Below are 17,012 nucleotides of genomic sequence, written 5' to 3' on the forward strand. Positions count from 1 at the left end.
TCGCCGAGTTCCGCGTCGTGGCCTACCGAAGGCCGCCGCCGGCCGCCGTCCAAGGTGCTGGACCGAGCACCCGCGCCAGCTCCCGGTGGATCTGCTCCGCCTCCCGGCGGGTCTGACCGGGCACGTCGCCGCGTTCCCTTATCAACTGGGCGTAGATCGGTGCTTCATTGGCAGTGCTCAAGGTCTGGCTCCCCTTCTCGGGCCGGTGCCCGCAGCCGGGCTGAATGAGTGTAGGCGGGTATCACGGGTGGGTGAGCAGGCGGCCCCCGGCGCTGGTTAGGCTTCCGCCGTGACCAGTGTGGAGGTGAGCCGTCGACGGGTGATGGGCGCCGGGCTCCACGCGTGCGCGGTGGCCCTGGCGGCCGGCTGCTCGGGGGGCTCGGCCCCGGTGCGGCGGCTGCGGCTCGCGACGGGGCCGGAAGGCGGTCCGTACAACGCGTTCGGGAAGGCCCTGGCACAGGCCGTCGCCGCGAGCGGCCGCCGGCTGGAGATCGTTCCGGTGAGCACCGCGGCGAGCGTGAACAACCTGCGGAAGCTGGATGACGGATCGGTCGAGCTGGCCCTGGCCATGGCGGACGCGGCCGAGGACGCGGTGCTGGGACGCGAGTCGTTCACCCGCCCGGCCGCGGTCACGGCGCTGGCACGGGTCTACGTGAACTACACCCACCTCCTCGTCCCGGCGGCCGGACCGGTGAAGTCGGTCGACCAGCTCGCCGGTCGACCGGTCGCGGCAGGTGCGGCGGGGTCGGGCGTGCAGGTGGTGGCGGGGCGGGTGCTGCAGGCGGCCGGGCTGAGCGGCGGCCCCTCGGCGGCGGACGAGCGGCAACTGGGCCTCGCCGAGTCGGCGCGGGCGCTGCGCGAGGGCGCGGTCGACGCGCTGTTCTGGTCCGGAGGCGTGCCCACCACCGCGGTGTCGGAGCTGGCGCGCGAGCTGCCGTTGCGGTTCCTGCCGCTGGACGGCTACGTGGGCCCGCTGCGGCAGCGCTATGGCCCGGTCTATACGGAGGTCACGCTTCCGGCCGCCGTGTACGGGCTGACGGAGCCGGTGGGAACCATCGGGGTCGGCAACTACCTCCTGGCCCGGGACGACGTACCGCACAGTGCCGTGCGCGAACTGCTCCAGGTGGTGTTCGACCGGTGGCGCGACCTGCTGCGAGAGGTGACGGCGGGGGCGCGGCTGGAGCCCCGGTTCGCCATCTCGACCGGGCAGGTACCGCTCCACCCGGGGGCGGTCGCGCACTACCGGTCGGTGTACGGCTGATCGGGACCGGCTGATCAGCTGAGCGAGTTGTCGGCGGGTCACGGAGGTGGGTCACGGGAGCGGGTCACGGGGGCGGGAGTCGGAGCTCCACGACCAGGCCGTGCGGCGTGTTGCCGCTGAGGTCGAGCCGGCCGCCGCTGATGCGGGCGATCTCGTCGGCGATGGCCAGTCCCAGACCGCTGCCGTGCACGTTCTGGTGCTCGGGGGAACGCGTGAAACGCCGTAGCAGCAGGGGCAATTGGTCCTCGGGCACGCCCGGGCCGTCGTCGGCGACCCGGACGACGGCAGTCCCGTCCGCGCCGTGCGTGGCGCGCACCTCGACGCGGCCGTCGCGCGGCACGAACTTGACGGCGTTGTCGAGGACCGCGTCCAGGATCCGGCCCGCCGCGTCGGGCAGGGCGCGGGCCCGCAGGCCTTCCGGGAGGCCGGTCGCCGTCAGTTCCAGCCCGGCGTGGCCGAAGACCGGAGTCCAGGCCGTCACCCGTTCCCGTACCGCCCGCGACACGTCCTGATCCGTCAGCTCCGCCGTGCCGGACTCCACCCGGGCCAGGGCCAGCAGGCCGTCGAGCAGCTCCTCCAGGCGTTCCGCCTCGTCCAGGGCGCGGGTGTGCTCGGCCCGGCCGGGCCCGGGGGCGAGGTGCGGTTCGACGTTCTCCAGCTGCAGTACCAGCGTGGCCAGCGGATTGCGCAGCTGGTGGGAGGCGTCGGCGACGAAGTCGCGCTGGCGGCCGATGGAGTCGGCCATGGCCTCCGCCATGGTGTTGAAGTGCCGCCGCAGACGGCGCAGTTCCGGCGGTCCGGTATCGGAGACGGCCCGGGCCTGGAGGCTGCCGGCGGTCAATCCCTCCACCGCCCGGTCCAGATCGAGGACCGGACGCATCAGCCAGCGCGCGATCCCCGCCGCGACCAGGGCCGCCGCCGCGAAGGCGGCGGCCGCCCCGGCGGCGATGAGCGACCAGCGGACCGTCACGTCCCGGCGCGCGGCGTCGGTGGGTACGGCCATCAGGACCGCCCCGCTGACCCGCTCGTCCCGGCCCACCGGTTCGGCGAGCACGACGGTCGACGGGCCCCAGGGGCGAACGGTGGGCAGCCGGTCCGTGGAGCGGCCGGTGAGTGCGCGGTTGCGGGCCTCCGCCACGTCGGCGGAGGGCCCCGCTCCGGCCCGCGCGACCGTCGCTCCCGCCGTGTCGACCACGACCACTCCGGTTCTGTACAGCTGGGCGTACCGGCTGATCTCGGCGGACAGCTCCGACCGGTCGGCGTCGGTGCGCATCCGGTCGGCGAGATCGGCGAACCTCGCCGCCTCCGACCGCCGTTGCAGGAGCAGGTGCTCGGTCCGCCCTCGCGCGTAGGCGTCTGCCAGCGGGACGCAGAGCAGCAGCGCCGCGGCCCCCATGAGCACCATCAGCACGGCGAGCAGCCTGCGCCTCACCGCTCGCCGTCCCGCTCGCCGCCCCGCCCGGTCGGGCATCCGAGCTGGTAACCGAACCCGCGGACGGTACGCACCAGGCCGGAACGGCCGGTCTTGGCGCGGATGCCCGCCACGTGCACGTCCAGTGAGCGGGAGGCGGCGAGGAAGGCGTCACCCCAGATCCGGTCCAGGATCTCCTCGCGGGAATGCACCTCGTCCGGGCGCGCGGCCAGGAAGGCCAGTACGTCGAACTCCCGCCGGGTCAGCCGGACTTCGGCCCCCGCCACCGTGACCGTACGCCCCGCCAGGTCGACCTCGACGTCCCCGCTGCGCACGGGCCGGCCCCCGGTGGCGGCGGAGTCGGCCGTATGGGCGTCCGGACGGGCGGAGGACGCGCCCGTCCGGCGGCGTACGGTGTCGATGCGGGCCATCAGCTCGGCCATCCGGAACGGCTTGACGACATAGTCGTCGGCGCCCGCCCGCAGCCCCTGCACGATGTCGCGCTCCTCGCACCGCGCGGTCACCACGATCAGCGGCGCGTCGCAGACGGTACGCAGCCGCCGCAGCAGCTCCAGCCCGTCCAGGTCGGGCAGGCCCAGATCGAGGAGGACGAACTCGGCTTCGCGGACGAACCGCAGGGCGTCCAGGGCGCGGCCCACCCTGCGGACGGTGTGCCCGCGCTGGGCGAGCGCGGTGCCGAGGGCCTGGGCCATGCGGTCGTCGTCCTCGACGAGAAGCGCGTGCATAGACAGTTCCCTCGCCACCTGTGACCCGGGGCATCAGCTTACGGGAGCCGCCTCGGGCTGCTCCCGGGCGGCGTCCGCGTCCGCCTCGGCGCGGCTGAGCGCGGCATTGCGTGTGTCCGGCATCAGCACGTACGTGACGAGGGAGATCAGCGCGCACCCGGAGACGTACCAGAAGAACATCGTCTCGTGGCCACTGCTCTTGAACCACAGCGCCACGTACTCCGCCGTACCGCCGAAGAGCGCGTTGGCGATCGCGTACGGCAGCGCCACCCCCAGGGCGCGCACCCGGGTCGGGAACAGCTCGGCCTTGACCGCCGCGTTGATCGAGGTGTAGCCGGTGACGATCACCAGCGCCAGCAGGGACAGCCCCAGCGCCGACCAGTACGAGGACGCCGAGCCGAGGGCGGTCATGATCGGGTACGTGCCGACGGTGCAGCCCACCGCGAAGGTGATCAGCAGGGGACGGCGGCCGATCCGGTCGGACAGCATTCCGGCGAAGGGCTGGAGCACGGCGAAGAGGGTCAGAGCGGTGAAGCTGACCAGCGTGGCGGTCGTCTTCGCCATGCCCGCGCTCCCGACCAGGTACTTGGTGAGGTACGTGGTGTACGTGTAGTACGCGACCGTGCCGCCGAGCGTGAGCGCCATGACCAGGCCCGCCTGCCGCCTGTGCTGCCACAGGACCTTGAGCGTGCCGCGCGTGCTGTCGTCCTGGGCGTCCTCGCCCGACGACTCCTCCTTGAACGCGTCGGTCTCCTGAAGCCGCCGCCGCAGCCAGAACACGACCACAGCGAACAACGCCCCTACGACGAACGGGATCCGCCACCCCCAGCTCTCCAGCTGGGCGGTGGTCAGCGTGTGCTGCAACGTGATCAGGATGCCCAGACCGAGCAGCTGCCCGCAGGTCATCGACACGTACTGGAAGGACGAGCCCAGGCCGCGCCGGTCGCGGGCCGACGCCTCGGTGAGATAGGTGGCGCTGGCCGCGTACTCGCCGCCGATGCTCATCCCTTGGAGCAGCCGCGCGAGCAGCAGCACCAGAGCGCCGAAGTAGCCGGCCTGGCCGTAGGTCGGGGCGACGGCGATCAGCAGGGCCGCCACCGACATCATGGTGACGGTGAGCGTGAGCGCGCTCTTGCGTCCGTGCCGGTCGGCGGCGCGGCCGAGGATCCATCCGCCGACGGGCCGCATCAGGAAGCCGACCGCGAAGATCCCCGCCGTGTTCATCAGCTGCGTGGTCGGGTTGTCGCCGGGGAAGAAGGAGTCGGCGAAGTAGATCGCGAAGCTGGCGTAGACGAACCAGTCGTACCACTCGACGAGATTGCCGAGCGATCCGCCGATCAGGGCGAGACGGCGCTTCCCGCGTTCCTCCGCGGGCGGCGATCCGGGCAGGGCGGCGGACGAAGTCATGGCGGCTCCAGACGGAAGTCCCTGGTGAGGGAAGGGGAATTGCCCCGGCGCGCTCCGGCGCTGGGCAAGCTCCCAGAGCATGCGTCCGCCACCGCACCCGGACAAGGTCCGCCACCCAGATCTAACGTTCCGCTAAGAAAGCACTCGGCTCTGCCAGGATGGGTAGAGGGACGGGGACGTCCTGATGTGCGCCCGCGACGAGGAGGCCGGAGTGGAAGAACCGATGGAGGCAAAGGGCCCGAAGCTGCCACCGTCGCTCCAACTGCCCCCGCCCGGCGCGGGGAAGGTCGGGACGCTCACGCGGGGGCGCATGGCCATCCGTAACCGGCGCGTCGCCAACTGGTCGCTCACCGGGGACCGCTGGGCCGCGCAGAAGGCCGTGAGCCGTGTCCTGGAGACCGCCCGGAGCTGGGGCTACACCCGGCCCGACGACGTGGCGATGGAACAGACGGTGCGGCTGCTCGTCGGCGCGGCCGTCGCCGACGAGGGCAAGCGGATCAGCCTGCACGTGGCCGACCAGGAGGAGATGCTGCTCGTCGTCGTCCTCAGCCACACGGCGGCGGAACCGGACGAGGACGTCCTCGTCCGGCTCGCGGCCGTGCCGGGTGTATCGAGCTGCGGTACGGACGCCGGGCCGGACGGGCGCCGGGTGTGGGCGCTGCTGGAGACGACCCCGCCACGCCGCCGGACACCGGCGGCGTGACACCTACGGCGCGATCGGCAGCCGGCGCTTGTGGTCGGTCAGGCGGTAGCGGCGCACGATCGTGTCGAAGGCCCGCTCACCGACCGGCTTGCCTTCCAGGAAGTCGTCGATGTCGTCGTACGTGACACCGAGCGCGTCCTCGTCGGCCTTGCCCGGGTCCAGCGTCTCCAGGTCGGCCGTCGGGGTCTTCCAGACCAGCTCGGCGGGGGCGCCCAGGGCGTCCGCGACGGCGCGCACCCGGCGCTTGGTCAGGCCGGTCAGCGGGACCAGGTCCGCCGCGCCGTCGCCGAACTTGGTGAAGAAGCCGGACACCGCCTCGGCCGCGTGGTCGGTGCCGACGACCAGGCCGTCGTGCGCGCCGGCCACCGCGTACTGGGCGATCATGCGCTGGCGGGCCTTGATGTTGCCCTGCACGAAGTCCTGGTGGTGGGCGTCCCGGAAGACGGCGCCGCCGGCCAGGACGGTTTCCAGCGCGGCGTCGCTCGCGGGCTTGACGTCCACGGTCAGCACCCGGTCCGCGTCGATGAAGCCGAGGGCGAGCTGGGCGTCCTTCTCGTCGGCCTGGACACCGTAGGGGAGCCGCATGGCGTAGAAGGTCGCGTCGTGGCCGGCCGCGCGGGCCCGCTCCACGGCGAGCTGGCAGAGCCGGCCGGCGGTGGTGGAGTCCACGCCGCCGCTGATCCCGAGCACCAGGGAGCGCAGGCCGGTGGAGGTGAGCCGCTCGGCGAGGAAGGCCACGCGGCGCTCGATCTCCCGCTGTGCGTCGAAGGTCTGCGTCACCTGGAGTTCCAGGGCGATCTCCTGCTGCAGGGCGGTGGACGCCGGCTGGCTCACTGCTGCTCCTCGTGGTCGTTCGTGGCGGGTGGTGCGCTGTCCCGACGACCCTAGTCGAAACGGCTGGTCCGGGATCCAGCTGGGGCGCCCCGAGGCCGCCGGACCGGCCTGGAGCGCCCCCGGGGGCCGGTGGACCGGCTACGAGGCCGGATGGCGCAGCCGGCGCCAGTATCCGGCGACGTCGTCGACGGCGGTGGTGACCGAGTCGAGGGTCATCGTGGTGCGGGAGTCCCGGCCGTAGCGCTCCCAGCGGGGCATGGGGTGGTGGTTGGGGTCGCCCGTGCGGATGAAGGAGATCCACGACGCGTGCATGGTCGCGGCGAGACCGTCCCGGACCCGGGGATCGAGCCCGGCGAGGAAGGGTGCGTGCGACCACTTGTCGAAGTTGTCGAAGGCGAACGGCAGCTCCAGGCAGTGCGCCGCCGCCAGCCGACCGTTGTGGGCGGGCGTCGGGAGGTTGAACTGGTACGCCCACACCGGACGCCCGCGGGCCGCCCGCCGCTCGGCCAGCGCCAGGGCGGGCATGCGGAACAGGTCGTCGGTGATCAGGTCCATGAGCACGTCCACCGGGCGGGCGCCCGGCCGGGCCTCCGCATAAGCGGTGTAGGCCTCGGCCGCCCGGTTCCCGAAGGTGTCCCGGGCTCGCGCGAGCACCTGGTCCTTGGTCGCCGCGGCGTACGGCTCATTGAGCGCGAAGGCGAAGTTGGCCTCCTCCCGGGTCCAGCCGATCAGGACGTCGATGTCCGCCCCGGCGCCGCCGAGCAGCAGATCTGCCGGGTCGCGGTCCAGCGTGACCCCGTCGAGCACGGGGAGGAACGGGGTGGACCAGTATCCCCACCGGCCGGTGCGCCCGAACATCTCGAAGGTGGCGGCGATCAGCCGTGGCCAGGGGACGGTCCGTAGCTCCGACACGTCCTTGGCCTTGAGGACGTCCAGGAAGGTGGCGGTGCGCTGAAGCGATTCGGCGCGGGTGGGGATCTGCAGTCCGAGCGGCGGGCTCTGCAGGATGGCGCGCCGGAACAGCGGGCGGCCCTTGGGCCGGGCGCCGGCCAGCGCCGCGACCGACAGTGCGCCGCCGGACTGGCCGGCGACGGTGATGTCGTCCGGGTCGCCGCCGAATGCGGCGATGTTGTCCCGTACCCAGCGCAGCGCGGCGAGCTGGTCGGTGAGCCAGAAGTTCCCCCCGGCGCCGTCCTCGCCGAAGTAGAGGTAACCCAGCGGTCCGAGCCGGTAGTTGACGGTCACGACCACGAGGTCGCCGTCGCGCGAGAAGGTCTCGCCGGAGTAGTTGGGCATCGATCCGGATCCGGAGATGAAGCCGCCGCCGTGGATCCAGACCATCACCGGTCGCTTGGCGTCGCCGGTTCCCGGGGTCCAGACGTTGAGCGTGAGGCAGTCCTCGTCGAAGGGGGGCGAGCCGTGGGTTCCGAGGACCTGGTCGCCGCCTTCCCGGTAGGGCTGTGGCGCGCTCGGCCCGAAGGCGGTCGCGTCGCGCGTTCCCTGCCATCCGGGGTGGGGCTGGGCGGGCCGCCACCGGAGAGCGCCGACCGGGGGAGCCGCGTACGGCACACCCTTGAACACGGCGAGGCCGCCTTCGATGCCTCCGCGCAGCCGGCCCGCGGGCAGCTCTACGACGGGCGAGGGCTGGTCCGCTCGTGGGGCGGCCTGTGCCGTGTGCCCGCCCGGCACGCCGGCGAGCAGTGCGGCGCCGGCCAACACCCCGCTGTTCCTGAGGACTTTGCGCCGTGATGGATCGTCGGTCATCGTGCCTTCACTCCCCGGCTGGTATAGCGTGAAATTGACGAGGGTCAGTGTTACGGCATATCTCGCGACCGGGTCAAGGGGTGCGGCCGGCGTAGAACAAGCGATCTCGCGAAGCCTTGACGAGCGTCGGAATGACGCGATAGACACGTGTCACCTCAAGGCCGGTCGACTACGTACGGAGTTTCCATGGCAGGTCGGTTTCGTCCCGTTGGTCTGATAGCCGTCACCACCGGCCTCTTGCTGGCCACCGCATGCGGTGGTGCCAGCCTCGGGACCGGCGACGGAGACAAGCAGAGCGGGCCCGTGAAGATCGGGCTCCTCGTTCCGCAGTCCGGCACCTACAAGGCGCTCGGCGACGACATGAAGCAGGGCTTCGAGCTCTACCTCAAGCAGCACGGCGGCACACTCGGCGGTCGCGAGGTGGAGATCGTCATCGCCGACGAGGGGGAAACCGCCGACTCCGGCAAGGCGGCCGCGGAGAAGCTGGTCAAGCAGGACCGGGTGCTCGCGGTGAGCGGGGTGGTGAGCTCGGCCACCATCAACGGGGTCAAGGACCTGTTCGATACCAGCAAGATCCCGCTCGTCGGCTCGAACGCCTCACCGACGACCCTGACCGGGACCACGTACGTCTGGCGCACCTCGTACGTCAACGACGAGCCGGGCAAGGCGCTGGGCAAGCACGTGGCCGAGAAGGCCGGCGGCCCGGTCTTCCTCGTCGCCGCGGGCTACCAGGCGGGCAAGGACGAGATCGAAGGCTTCAAGTCCACGTTCCTCCCCGCGGGTGGCGAGATCGCGGGGGAGGAGGTCTACACACCGTTCCCCGGGACCAAGAACTTCCAGCCGTACCTCGCGCAGATCGAGAGGTCCGGCGCGAAGGCGGTCTTCTGCTTCTACGCCGGCGGTGCGGCCGTCGACTTCGTCAAGCAGTACCGGGACTTCGGACTGGCGGGCAAGATCCCGCTCTACGCGCCGGGCTTCCTCACCGAGGGCGGCGTGCTCAAGGGGCAGGGCGAGGCGGCCACCGGCATCCTCACCGCGCTCAACTACAGCGCGGACCTGGACAACGCCGCCAACAAGCAGTTCGCACCGGCCTACACCTCCGCCTACGGGTCGGCCCCGACCACCTACGCGATGGCGTCGTGGGACGCGGCGCAGGTCCTGGACAAGGCGATCAAGGCGGCCGGGGCGGCCGGAGGCACGGTGACCTCCGAATCGGTCAACGCCGCCATCTCCACGGTCGGGGACATCGACAGCCCGCGGGGTACGTGGCGCTTCAACGCCGGCGGCACCCCCGTCCAGCCCTGGTACCTGCGCGAGGTCAAGCAGGGTGCCAACACCGTCAGCTCCGAGCTCGGCAGACTGGGCGGCTGACATGTCCGGATGGTTGGACGGCAACTTCGTCAGCGTCGTCGACGGGGTCGCCTTCGGTCTGCTGCTGTTCACGATCGCGGTCGGCCTCTCCCTGGTCTTCGGGATGATGGACGTGCTCAACCTGGCTCACGGCACGCTCTACCTCGCCGGGGCCTACGTCGCCTACGCACTGTCCGACGGGAGCCTGCCGGGTCTGCTCCTCGCGCTGCTGGCCGGCGCCCTGGTGGGCACGATGGGCGGGGCGGCGCTGACGTTCCTCACCCAGCCGCTGGCCCGGCGCGGGCACCTGGACCAGGCCGTACTGACGCTCGGCATCACCTTCGTCGTCGCCGATCTCCTCGCCGCGGCGTTCGGCGGCGAGGTGCTGCCCACCGACCCGCCGACCTCGCTGCGCGGGACGGTGGACCTCCTCGGCCACGCGTATCCGGTCTACCGGCTCGTGTTCATCGGCGTCGCGGCCGGGCTGGCGCTCGCCGTGTACCTCGTCTTCGAACGCAGCTCGCTCGGAGCACTCGTACGGGCCACCGTCGCCGACCGGGACATGGTCCGCGCGCTGGGTGTCGACATCCGCAAGGTCCTCTACGGGGTCTTCGCGTCCGGCGCGGCCCTGGCGGCGGTGGGTGGCGTCCTCGGCGCTCCGATCCTGGGCCCGGGGCCCGGTGTCGACGAGACCGTACTCGTCCTCTCGCTCGTGGTCGTGGTCGTGGGCGGTCTCGGGTCGGTACGCGGCGCACTCGCCGGAGCGCTCCTCATCGGTCAGGTGCAGACGCTCGGAGTGGCGCTGCTCCCGGAGTACGCGCCCTTCCTCCTGTTCGGCACCATGCTGGCCGTGCTCGTGGTCCGCCCGAACGGCCTGGTCTCTTCGGCGGTGCGCACATGAGCCCGCGTACGACCGCCGGATCCGCCGCCCGGCGGCTGTCGGTGACCGCCGTGGTCGTCGGGCTCGTGTCGGCCCCCTTCGCCCTCGGCCCGTACGCCGTCGGCACCCTGTCGCGGATCCTGGTGTTCGCCCTCCTCGCGTTGAGCGTGAACCTGCTCACCGGGCTGACCGGACTGCCGACCCTCGGCCAGTCGGCGTACTTCGGGGTCGGCGCCTACACGGCGGCGATCGTGGCGACGCGGCTCACCGACATCGGGATACTCCAACTCCTCATCGCGGCGGGGGTCTCCGCGCTGGTGGCCGTACCGACCGGGTGGCTGGCGGTCAGGGCGCGGGGCGTGGTGTTCCTGATGCTGACGCTGGCCATCGGCGAGATCGTCTACAGCGCCGCGGTCAACTGGAAGTCGCTCACCAACGGCACCGACGGGGTGTCCGGGATCCCGCCCGTCGTACCGCTGCCCGGCATGCCCGCGCTGGAGCTCGACGGACTGGTCTACCTCTACGTCCTGGCCGTGTTCCTGCTGCTCTTCGCGGCCGTCACCCGCCTGGGCTCGACACCGTTCGCCCTCGCCCTGCGCGGGATCCGCGACAACGAGCCCCGGATGAGGGCGATCGGGTATCCCACCCGGCGGTACGCCCTGACCGTGTACTGCGGCGCCGGAGCGCTGGCCGGCGCCGCCGGGGCCCTGTGGGTCTCGGTGCAGCGGTTCGTCTCGCCCGGCGACGCCGGATTCGAGATCGCCGCCCTGGCTCTGCTGGCCGTAGTCATCGGCGGCTCCGGCTCGATGTGGGGGGCCTGTGCCGGCGCCGCGCTCGTCTGGCTCACCCGCGACTACCTCGGCAACCTCGAAGCCGTCGCCGGACGCGGGCCGCTGCTGCTCGGACTGCTCTTCGTCATCGCCGTGTACACACTGCCCCGCGGGCTGGCCGGCGTACGGCTCCCGCCCCAGCTGGCCCGGAAGAGGACGGCGTGACAGAACGAGACCTGTTGGAACTACGCCAGGTGACACGGAAGTTCGGGTCCTTCACGGCCGTGGAAGACGTCTCCCTCACCGTGCGGCCGGGCGCGCGGCACGCGGTCATCGGTCCGAACGGCGCGGGCAAGTCGACCCTGTTCGGCCTCATCTCCGGAACGCTGTCTGCCACCGCCGGATCCGTCCTCGTCGACGGGCGGGACGTGACCCGGCTGTCCGTGGACCGGCGGGTCGGGCTCGGTGTCGCCGCGACCTTTCAGCACTCCAGTCTCTTCCTGCGCGAGACCGTGCTGGAGAACGTTCTGCTCGCCGCGCTGCGCCGGGCCGGTACCGGACTCGGCGGCCGGCGGAAGGTGAGCGCCCGGGCCGGGGCGATCGAGCAGGCGCGGAGCCTGCTGGAGCGCGTGGGCCTGCCCACCCGGCACGAGGTCGTGGCCGCCGAGCTCTCGCACGGCGAGCGCCGGCAGCTGGAGGTCGCCGTGGCGCTGGCCACCGAACCCCGGCTGCTGCTGCTGGACGAGCCGGCCGCCGGGATGTCCCCGGCGGAGACGGCGCGGCTCACGGAACTGGTCGCCGCGCTGCCCCGCGAGGTGACCGTACTCCTCGTCGAACACGATCTCGACATGGTCTTCGAGCTCGCCGACACGGTGACGGTCATGCACCTCGGCAGACATCTGAAGACCGGCTCCCCGGACGACGTGCGGGCGTCCGCCGCAGTGCAGAGCGCCTACCTGGGCAGTGCGGAGGTCCCCTCGTGAAACCGTTCTTCAGCGTGCGCGAACTGCGCTCCGGTTACGCGGGCGGCGTCGTCCTGGGCGGCGTCGACCTCGACCTCGACGCGGGCGGGATCGTCGCCGTCCTCGGGCGCAACGGGGTCGGCAAGACCACCCTCATGTCGACCGTCATGGGATTCGTCCGGCCGTACGGGGGCAGCGTCACCCTCGACGGCCGGGAGATCGCCGGCGCGCGCGTCGACGTGATCGCCCGGGCCGGGGTGGGCATCGTGCCCCAGGGGCGCCGGGTGTTCGCGCCGCTGACGGTGGCCGAGCACCTCGCCATCGCCTCCCGCCGCCCCACACGGGGGCCGTGGACCCCGGCCCGTGTCCTCGACCTGCTGCCGAGGCTGGGGGAGCGCCTCGGGCACCGGGGTGACGAACTCTCCGGCGGGGAGCAGCAGATGCTCGCGATCGCCCGGGCCCTGCTGGGCAATCCGCGCCTGCTGCTCCTCGACGAGCCGTCCGACGGCCTCGCTCCCGCCATCGTTTCCCAAGTGGGGGAGGTCATCCGTGAGGTGAGTGCTCAGGGGATGTCCGTGGTCCTCGTGGAACAGAACCTGGCGCTCGCCTTCTCCGTCGCCCAGGACGTGGCCGTCATGCAGAAGGGCCGCGTCGTCCACCGGGCGACGTGTACGGAATTCCGGTCCCGACCCGACGACCGGAGGCGCCTGCTGGGCGTCGACTGACCGGGCTCCGCCCGCCTGGACCGCGGTCCGGGCGGGCGCGGTGTACGTGCCGTCGGGAATCCCGGTACCTCCCGGCGGGACGGGCCACCCCCGCATCCGGACAGTCGACGTCTGATGTGCCCTGCGGAAACCCGCTGCTCCGTGCCCGTCGTGCCCGCTACCATCGCCCGGTGCACCCCGAACCCCGTCCCTGGTCCCCGTATCCGAAGATCCCGGCGAACAGCCGCCTGGGAGAGGTGGGCGGGCGGAGCTGGGTCGCCCACGAGAAGATCCACGGGGCCAACTTCGCGGTCGTGTGCGACGAGGCGGGCGCGCACCCCGCCAAACGGCGCGAGCTGCTCGGAGACGGCGGACTGGACGACTTCTTCGGCGTCGGCCGGATCTGGCCCGCCCTGGCGGTCGCGGCGACCCGATGCGCTCGGACCCTGCGCGAGCACACCGGGGCCGCGGCCTCGGCGGTCGTGACCGTCTACGGTGAACTCGCGGGCGGCCGCTACCCCCACCCCGACGTGGCGCCGTCCCCGGGAGCGGAGCCCGTGCAGACCGGCGTCTGGTACGCCCCCGAGCTGCTCTGGCTGCCCTTCGACGCGACCGTCACCGCCGAAGGCGGCCCCTGCTGGGTCTCCGACCGGACCCTGCGCGCCGCGGCGGACGCGGCCGGTCTGCTCTGTGCCCCGCTGCTGGCCGAAGGCCCGATCGCGAGGCTCCAGGAGCTGCCGGTGGTGTTCCCCACCCGGCTGCCCGGCCTGCTGGGCCTGCCCGCGCTGCCGGACAACCTCGCGGAGGGCCTGGTCGTCAAACCTGCCGGGGAATCCCGGGGGCCCGCACGGCACATGGCCAAGTTCAAGCAGCCCGCCTTCGCCGAGGACGAGCGGTTCAACGGCTCACGCCCCTACCAGGCGCCCGCCGGAGGCGCGGCCGGCGTCCCCGGCTGGCTGCTCGCCCACGGCACCGGCCTGCTCACCCCGGCCCGGGCCGCGTCGGCCGTGAGCAAGCTGGGTCCCCGTACCCCTCCGGAGGACCTGGCCGCCGAGATCGCCCGAGACGCCGCCGAGGAGGCGGCCGAGACGCTGGGCGGTCTGGACGGGGCCACGCACCGTGCGCTGGAAGGGTCGTTGCGCGCCGGAGCCCTGACCCTGGCCCGCTTCGACGCGACCGACCGCCGCGCCTGAGACGCGCCCGCGCACACCGCGCGGGCCGCTGCGGCGTTCGCAACGGCCCGCGCGGCGCGGCCGGTGGTCAGATTCCCAGGGCCCTGCGGAGCCCGAGCCGGTCGGTGCCCAGTTTGGTGAAGACCGCGGACAGCAGTTCCGAGACCCCTTGGATGTCGGTGTGCATCTCCTTGGCGATCGCCGAGTTGTCGAGGCCGAGCGCGGCGTGACGCGCCGCCGTGTTCTCCGCGACCGTCAAGGTGTCCTGCTCGGAGGTGTGCAGACGGCGCGGCCGCAGGCCGGCCGACGCCAGCTGGGCGCGGGCGCGGCTCGCGAGCGCGTCGGCGCCGCAGGCCGCGGCGGTCTCCATGCCCCGGTAGAGCTGCTGGGCCGCCTGGTGCGGGTCACCGATGGCGTGCAGGGCGGTGCCGTGGTCGATGAGCGCGTGGGCGAGTTCGCAGGCGGCGGGGGACTGTTCGAGGTGGTCCACCGCCTCCTGCAACAGGCCGACCGCCTGGGACGGGTCCGTGGCCGCCGCCGAGACGCGCAGGGCGTGACCGATCACGCTGGACGCTCCGAACGCGCGGGCGCGCGCCACGGCTTCGGCCGCCGTGGCCCGTGCCAGTTCGGTGTTGTGCGTGACCTGTGAGAGGGCCAGGTCGAGCTGCCAAGGGCTCCATGAGGGGTTCCGCGTACCGCGGAGGTCGAGCCGCTTGCCCGCCGCGGCGAGGTGCTGCTCCGCCTCCTTGATCCTTCCCTGGGCCAGCAGGAGCTTGCCCCATACGGCTTGGGGGTCCGGGTAGACGACGGCGTTGGGGAAGCCCTCCGCCAGTTTGTAGGTACGGGCGACCTGCTTGGCCTCGGTGACGTTCCCGCGGGCGAGCAGTGTCTCGATGAGGGTGCCGATCGCGTACCACTGGGCCGGGATGCCGTGTCCGATGCGGTCGGCGATCTGCAGGCCGTTGCGTACGAGGTCCTCGGCCTCGGCGAGACGTCCGCGCCGGTAACGGACGTAGGCCAGCAGGGTGTAGACGAACGACAGGTGCGCCCCGCGCCAGCCCTTCGCCTCGAACTCGACGATGCCGGTGTTGAAGAGCTCCTCGGCGCGTCCCGGCTGGTCGCAGTACATGAGGGTGACCGCCACGACGGCCGGTACCTCGAAGCCGAAGTCCTGGTCGGTCCAGCTCATGCCTCCGTCCAGCGCTTGCTCTGCGAACTCCAGTGCCGTGGCAGCCGGTTCGCCGCGCAGGGCGGCGTCCCAGGCCCGCAGGCCCAGGATGTGCCGCTCGGCCAGACCGCGGCCGGCGAGCCGCTTGGCGAACTGGGCGAGGAGCCGGGAGCGGGCCGGTGAGTTGTCCTCGTCGACCCGGACCGAGTTCCACTTGAACTGCTCGGCCTGCATGCGCAGCCGGGTACGGGAACTCGTGGCACGTCGGGCCTCGTCGGCGAGCAGCCCGGCGGCCTCCGCCAGCTGGCCCGTGTGGGCGAGGGCCTGCGCGAGCCGGTACGTGATCGCTTCCCGCAGGCCCTGCTCGGTCTTGGGCTCCTCCAGGGCGGTCCTGAGCTGGTTGATGGTGGTGACGGGATCGTGCAGGAGGTTGGCGGAGCCGAGTTCGAAGAGCACCTCGGCCCGGTCCTCCACCTCCGGCGGTTCGCGCAGCGCCCGCGCCAGATAGCGCCGTGCGGCGTCGGGCGCTCCCGCGGAGAAGCTGTCCCGTGCGGCTTGGCGCAGCTGCTGCACCACCCAGGGGTCGCCCTCGGGGTGCATCTCCAGCAGGTGACGGGCGGCGGCAGCCGGGCCGTGCCCGTCGTCGACCAGGGCCTGCGCGGCCATGCCGTGCATGGCGACGCGCACACCGGGCGGAATCGACCGGTACACGGCGGTGGCGATGAGGGGGTGGAAGAACTCCACGACCTCCTTGCGCCGCACGCTGGTGAGGACCGTCAGGATGCGCGCGGCGCGCAGTTGGTCGATGGCGTCGGCGGTCTGCGCCTCGCCGAGGGCCGCGACGCTTCCGACGATGCCGGTCGGGACCGCCGTGCCCAGTACCGCGGCCGCCCAGGCGAGCCGGACGGTGGACGGTCCGAGCTGTTCGAGGCGGTCGATCAGGCCGCTGCCCTTGACGGCGGAGGCCAGATCGCGCAGCTGGGGGATGTTGTCCTGGTGCGGCTTCAGCCCGCGGTCGCGGCCCTTCATGGCCAACTCGACCACCTCGAAGGGGTTTCCGCCGGTGATCGCCCAGCACTCCCGGCAGAACATGTCGTCGGCGCTCTCACCGAGGGCGTCGCGCACGATGCGCGCCACCGCGCTCGTGGTGAGGGGAGCAAGCTCGTGCGGACGTGTCCCCTGACGCCCCATCAGGGCGCGCAGCGGGGCGGCGTCGGCGGGGATCTCGTCCGGCCGGCAGGCCACCATGATCAGCATGGCCAGTTCCTCGGCCCGTGCGGCGAAGGCGGTCAGCCACGCCAGGGATTCCGCGTCCGCCCAGTGCGCGTCGTCGAGGACCAGGACGACGGGGGCGCTCCGTACCGTTAAATGCGTGACGACCCAGTCCAGTCCGTCCCGCACGCCTTGCGGGTCGGGTGCCGTCGGGCCGTTCGGCGCGGCGGTCAGACCGAGCGCCGGGGCGACGATGCTGTACCAGTTGCCGAGGACGTCGAGCCGCTCGTCCTGGCTCATGGCGGCGAAGGTCGGCTGTATGAGCTGCCGCATCACATGGAACGGCACCTGCTTCTCCTGCTCGCCGCCCCGCGCGAACAGTACGGTGCAGCCCCGCTCGGCGGCGAGCCGACGGGCCTCGGTGATCAGTGTGGTCTTGCCGATGCCGGCCGACCCCGCGAAGGTCAGTACGCCCCCGCGGCGGGTGACCGCACCGCTGTCCGAGGCCCCGCAGAGATCGTCCACCGCACGGTGGATCGCCAGAATTTCGGTTTCCCGTTCGAGCGGAGGCTGGGAAGCCCATCCCCGCGATTCCGTGCCATGTGACATTCCTGCCCCCTCCTGCGCGTGCGGCCGAGTGTACGGGCCGGGGCTGGGATGTCGCCGAG

15 protein-coding genes are annotated in these 17,012 nt (G+C 72.4%); 8 read left to right on the forward strand and 7 right to left on the reverse strand.

All coding sequences use genetic code 11. From position 1 onward, the window contains the following. Positions 1 to 22 precede the first annotated feature (22 nt). Positions 23 to 181 (reverse strand): hypothetical protein, encoded by a 159-nt coding sequence (locus ACGFYQ_RS13140; RefSeq protein ID WP_393743062.1) that lies wholly within the window; start codon positions 179 to 181, stop codon positions 23 to 25. A 108-nt stretch (positions 182 to 289) separates the two neighbouring features. On the opposite strand from ACGFYQ_RS13140, the gene ACGFYQ_RS13145 reads away from it, so the two are divergent. Continuing rightward, on the forward strand, positions 290 to 1,261 hold the full coding sequence (locus ACGFYQ_RS13145; protein WP_393743064.1) for a TAXI family TRAP transporter solute-binding subunit: 972 nt from the start codon (positions 290 to 292) through the stop codon (positions 1,259 to 1,261). 64 nt (positions 1,262 to 1,325) lie between these two features. On the opposite strand, the gene ACGFYQ_RS13150 is transcribed toward ACGFYQ_RS13145, so the two are convergent. The 3 genes from ACGFYQ_RS13150 to ACGFYQ_RS13160 are packed head-to-tail and all read right to left on the reverse strand — an operon-like array spanning position 1,326 to position 4,825. Beyond that, the gene (locus ACGFYQ_RS13150; protein WP_393743066.1) at positions 1,326 to 2,693 is read right to left on the reverse strand and encodes an ATP-binding protein; all 1,368 of its coding nucleotides are present in this window, start codon (positions 2,691 to 2,693) and stop codon (positions 1,326 to 1,328) included. After that, positions 2,690 to 3,418, reverse strand: coding sequence for a response regulator transcription factor (locus tag ACGFYQ_RS13155; protein WP_393743068.1), 729 nt, complete (start codon positions 3,416 to 3,418; stop codon positions 2,690 to 2,692). The genes ACGFYQ_RS13150 and ACGFYQ_RS13155 overlap by 4 nt, the downstream gene beginning before the upstream one ends. A 33-nt stretch (positions 3,419 to 3,451) precedes the next feature. Continuing rightward, entirely contained in the window at positions 3,452 to 4,825 is a 1,374-nt protein-coding gene (locus ACGFYQ_RS13160; RefSeq protein ID WP_393743070.1) for an MFS transporter, read from the reverse strand. Between the two features lie 211 nt (positions 4,826 to 5,036). Between ACGFYQ_RS13160 and ACGFYQ_RS13165 the strand changes: the two genes are divergently transcribed. Then, positions 5,037 to 5,528 (forward strand): hypothetical protein, encoded by a 492-nt coding sequence (locus tag ACGFYQ_RS13165; RefSeq protein WP_393743072.1) that lies wholly within the window; start codon positions 5,037 to 5,039, stop codon positions 5,526 to 5,528. Positions 5,529 to 5,531: 3 nt separating this feature from the next. On the opposite strand, the gene nadE is transcribed toward ACGFYQ_RS13165, so the two are convergent. Both nadE and ACGFYQ_RS13175 read right to left on the reverse strand, forming a co-directional pair. Then, on the reverse strand, positions 5,532 to 6,362 hold the full coding sequence (gene nadE, locus ACGFYQ_RS13170) for an ammonia-dependent NAD(+) synthetase (RefSeq protein ID WP_393743074.1): 831 nt from the start codon (positions 6,360 to 6,362) through the stop codon (positions 5,532 to 5,534). Between the two features lie 138 nt (positions 6,363 to 6,500). Beyond that, the gene (locus ACGFYQ_RS13175) at positions 6,501 to 8,126 is read right to left on the reverse strand and encodes a carboxylesterase/lipase family protein (RefSeq protein ID WP_393743076.1); all 1,626 of its coding nucleotides are present in this window, start codon (positions 8,124 to 8,126) and stop codon (positions 6,501 to 6,503) included. A gap of 186 nt (positions 8,127 to 8,312) precedes the next feature. Between ACGFYQ_RS13175 and ACGFYQ_RS13180 the strand changes: the two genes are divergently transcribed. From ACGFYQ_RS13180 to ACGFYQ_RS13205, 6 genes are all read left to right on the forward strand, one after another. Next, positions 8,313 to 9,497 carry an ABC transporter substrate-binding protein gene (locus ACGFYQ_RS13180; protein ID WP_393743078.1) on the forward strand — a complete coding sequence of 395 codons (1,185 nt, stop codon included), beginning with the start codon at positions 8,313 to 8,315 and terminating at the stop codon, positions 9,495 to 9,497. A 1-nt stretch (position 9,498) separates the two neighbouring features. Beyond that, a complete protein-coding gene (locus ACGFYQ_RS13185; RefSeq protein WP_393743080.1) occupies positions 9,499 to 10,377 on the forward strand; it encodes a branched-chain amino acid ABC transporter permease in 879 nt (292 codons plus the stop codon). Further along, positions 10,374 to 11,351, forward strand: a complete 978-nt coding sequence (locus ACGFYQ_RS13190; protein WP_393743082.1) for a branched-chain amino acid ABC transporter permease — start codon at positions 10,374 to 10,376, stop codon at positions 11,349 to 11,351. Before ACGFYQ_RS13185 ends, ACGFYQ_RS13190 begins: the two co-directional genes overlap by 4 nt. Continuing rightward, on the forward strand, positions 11,348 to 12,109 hold the full coding sequence (locus ACGFYQ_RS13195) for an ABC transporter ATP-binding protein (RefSeq protein ID WP_393743084.1): 762 nt from the start codon (positions 11,348 to 11,350) through the stop codon (positions 12,107 to 12,109). Before ACGFYQ_RS13190 ends, ACGFYQ_RS13195 begins: the two co-directional genes overlap by 4 nt. Then, positions 12,106 to 12,813 carry an ABC transporter ATP-binding protein gene (locus ACGFYQ_RS13200; protein WP_393743086.1) on the forward strand — a complete coding sequence of 236 codons (708 nt, stop codon included), beginning with the start codon at positions 12,106 to 12,108 and terminating at the stop codon, positions 12,811 to 12,813. The genes ACGFYQ_RS13195 and ACGFYQ_RS13200 overlap by 4 nt, the downstream gene beginning before the upstream one ends. 170 nt (positions 12,814 to 12,983) lie before the next feature. Beyond that, a complete protein-coding gene (locus ACGFYQ_RS13205; RefSeq protein ID WP_393743088.1) occupies positions 12,984 to 13,985 on the forward strand; it encodes an RNA ligase family protein in 1,002 nt (333 codons plus the stop codon). Positions 13,986 to 14,052: 67 nt separating this feature from the next. Here ACGFYQ_RS13205 and ACGFYQ_RS13210 read toward each other — a convergent pair whose 3' ends face one another. Next, positions 14,053 to 16,953 (reverse strand): ATP-binding protein, encoded by a 2,901-nt coding sequence (locus ACGFYQ_RS13210; protein WP_393743090.1) that lies wholly within the window; start codon positions 16,951 to 16,953, stop codon positions 14,053 to 14,055. Between the last annotated feature and the right edge of the window lie 59 nt (positions 16,954 to 17,012).

This window comes from Streptomyces sp. NPDC048258, assembly GCF_043201995.1.
In the GTDB taxonomy this organism is placed as follows: domain Bacteria; phylum Actinomycetota; class Actinomycetes; order Streptomycetales; family Streptomycetaceae; genus Streptomyces.

What these genes read in the sequence shown, in the direction of transcription:
- ACGFYQ_RS13155 (WP_393743068.1), bottom strand. Translation starts at nt 3,418, where the DNA reads ATGCACGCGCTTCTCGTCGAGGACGACGACCGCATGGCCCAGGCCCTC.
- ACGFYQ_RS13160 (WP_393743070.1), bottom strand. Translation starts at nt 4,825, where the DNA reads ATGACTTCGTCCGCCGCCCTGCCCGGATCGCCGCCCGCGGAGGAACGC.
- ACGFYQ_RS13175 (WP_393743076.1), bottom strand. Translation starts at nt 8,126, where the DNA reads ATGACCGACGATCCATCACGGCGCAAAGTCCTCAGGAACAGCGGGGTG.
- ACGFYQ_RS13180 (WP_393743078.1), top strand. Translation starts at nt 8,313, where the DNA reads ATGGCAGGTCGGTTTCGTCCCGTTGGTCTGATAGCCGTCACCACCGGC.
- ACGFYQ_RS13185 (WP_393743080.1), top strand. Translation starts at nt 9,499, where the DNA reads ATGTCCGGATGGTTGGACGGCAACTTCGTCAGCGTCGTCGACGGGGTC.
- ACGFYQ_RS13190 (WP_393743082.1), top strand. Translation starts at nt 10,374, where the DNA reads ATGAGCCCGCGTACGACCGCCGGATCCGCCGCCCGGCGGCTGTCGGTG.
- ACGFYQ_RS13210 (WP_393743090.1), bottom strand. Translation starts at nt 16,953, where the DNA reads ATGTCACATGGCACGGAATCGCGGGGATGGGCTTCCCAGCCTCCGCTC.